Source organism: Kitasatospora sp. NPDC057500 (assembly GCF_042802195.1).
Classification (GTDB): Bacteria; Actinomycetota; Actinomycetes; order Streptomycetales; family Streptomycetaceae; genus Kitasatospora.
Genome location: NZ_JBHVER010000428.1, coordinates 1 through 1,820, shown reverse-complemented (window position 1 = coordinate 1,820; position 1,820 = coordinate 1). Strand labels below are relative to the sequence as shown.

General features: G+C 66.6%; 1 protein-coding gene and 1 rRNA gene. Both read right to left on the bottom strand.

Going from position 1 to position 1,820, the window contains the following annotated elements:
- Nucleotides 1-96: 96 nt before the first annotated feature.
- Nucleotides 97-1,545, bottom strand: coding sequence for a glyceraldehyde-3-phosphate dehydrogenase (locus tag ACFU74_RS37195; RefSeq protein WP_380764563.1), 1,449 nt, complete (start codon nt 1,543-1,545; stop codon nt 97-99).
- A 188-nt stretch (nt 1,546-1,733) separates the two neighbouring features.
- Nucleotides 1,734-1,820, bottom strand: a 5S ribosomal RNA gene (rrf, locus tag ACFU74_RS37190); the annotation flags it as partial.

Below are 1,820 nucleotides of genomic sequence, written 5' to 3'. Positions count from 1 at the left end.
GCCCCTCGCCCCCCCGACCGATCGGGCACGCAACCGCCTGGGGGGCGGCAACCGGGGCCGGGTGGCCGCCCCACAGGCGTTGTGCGATTCCGCGGATCAGACCGCCGCGATCGGGTACGTCGGGTACTCGACGCCCGAGACGTGCTGGACGACCCGGATGACCTGGCAGGAGTAGCCGAACTCGTTGTCGTACCACAGGTAGAGGATGGCGTTGTCGCCCTCGACCTTGGTGGCGCCGGCGTCGACGATCGACGCGTGGCGGGAGCCGATGAAGTCGTTCGACACCGCGTCGGGGGCGGTGGTGAAGTCGATCTGGCGCTTCAGCGACGAGGTCAGCGACACGTTGCGGAGGTAGTCGAGGACCTCCTCGCGGGTGGTCTCGCGGGCCAGCTGGAGGTTCAGGATGGCGATCGAGACGTCCGGCACGGGCACGCGGATCGAGCTGCCGGTGATCTTCGCCTTGAGGTCCGGCAGGGCCTTGGCGACGGCCGAGGCGGCACCGGTCTCGGTGATCACCATGTTCAGCGGTGCCGAGCGGCCGCGGCGGTCGGCCTTGTGGTAGTTGTCCAGCAGGTTCTGGTCGTTGGTGAACGAGTGGACGGTCTCCACGTGGCCGCGCAGCACGCCGTACTCGTCCTCCATCGCCTTCAGCGGCGGGACGATCGCGTTGGTGGTGCAGGAGGCGCAGGAGATGACCTGCTCGTCCGGCTTGATGGTGTCGTGGTTGACGCCGTGCACGATGTTGGGCACGTCGCCCTTGCCCGGGGCCGTCAGGACGACCTTCTCGATGCCGGGGCGGAGGTGCTTGGAGAGGCCCTCGCGGTCCCGCCACTTGCCCGTGTTGTCGATGAGGATGGCGTCCCGGATGCCGTACGCCGTGTAGTCGACCTCGGAGGGGTCGTTGGCGTAGATCACCTTGATCTCGGTGCCGTTCGCGACGATGGTGTTGTTCGCCTCGTCGACGGTGATGGTGCCCTGGAACTGGCCGTGGATGGAGTCACGTCGCAGCAGCGAGGCACGCTTCACGATGTCCTGGTCGCCACCGCCACGGACGACGATGGCACGCAGGCGCAGGCCGTTGCCGGAGCCGGCCTTCTCGATCAGCAGACGGGCGACCAGGCGGCCGATCCGGCCGAAGCCGTAGAGGACGACGTCACGCGGCGACTCGCGGCGCTCGATCTTGTTGGCACCCGTGGCGCCGGCGACGGCCTCGGCGGTGAACTGCTCCACCGAGAGACCGCGGCTGTCTGCGCGGTAGGTGGCGGCGAGCATGCCGAGGTCGATCTGGGAGGGGCCGAGATCCAGCGTGGTCAGCGCCTGAAGGAACGGCAGCGTCTCGGTGACCGAGAGCTCCTCACCGGCGATCTGGCGGGCGAACCGGTGGGTCTTCAGGATGCTGACCACCGACTTGTTCACCAGGGAACGGCTGTACAGCAGGACGGTAACGTCCCGCTCCCGGTGCAGTCGGCCGATGATCGGGATCATCGACTCCGCGATCTCCTCGCGGTTCTTCCAGTCCGTGAACACGTCGTCGTTGACAGTCACAAGTCCATCTTTCGAGCTAGGAGGGTGTTCACATGCTAACTGGGCCCCACCCCCCGGACCGAAGCGGTCCCGCCCTATCGCGCATGACAAGAATCACATGCGATCCCCCCCTGCTTGCCTGCCAGAACAAGGTGGGGAAAGCAAAAAGACCCCCATCCGAAGGGATGGGGGCCTTTTTGTGAATGATTGTTCGGCGGCGTCCTACTCTCCCACAGGGTCCCCCCTGCAGTACCATCGGCGCTGTGAGGCTTAGCTTCCGGGTTCGGAATGTAACC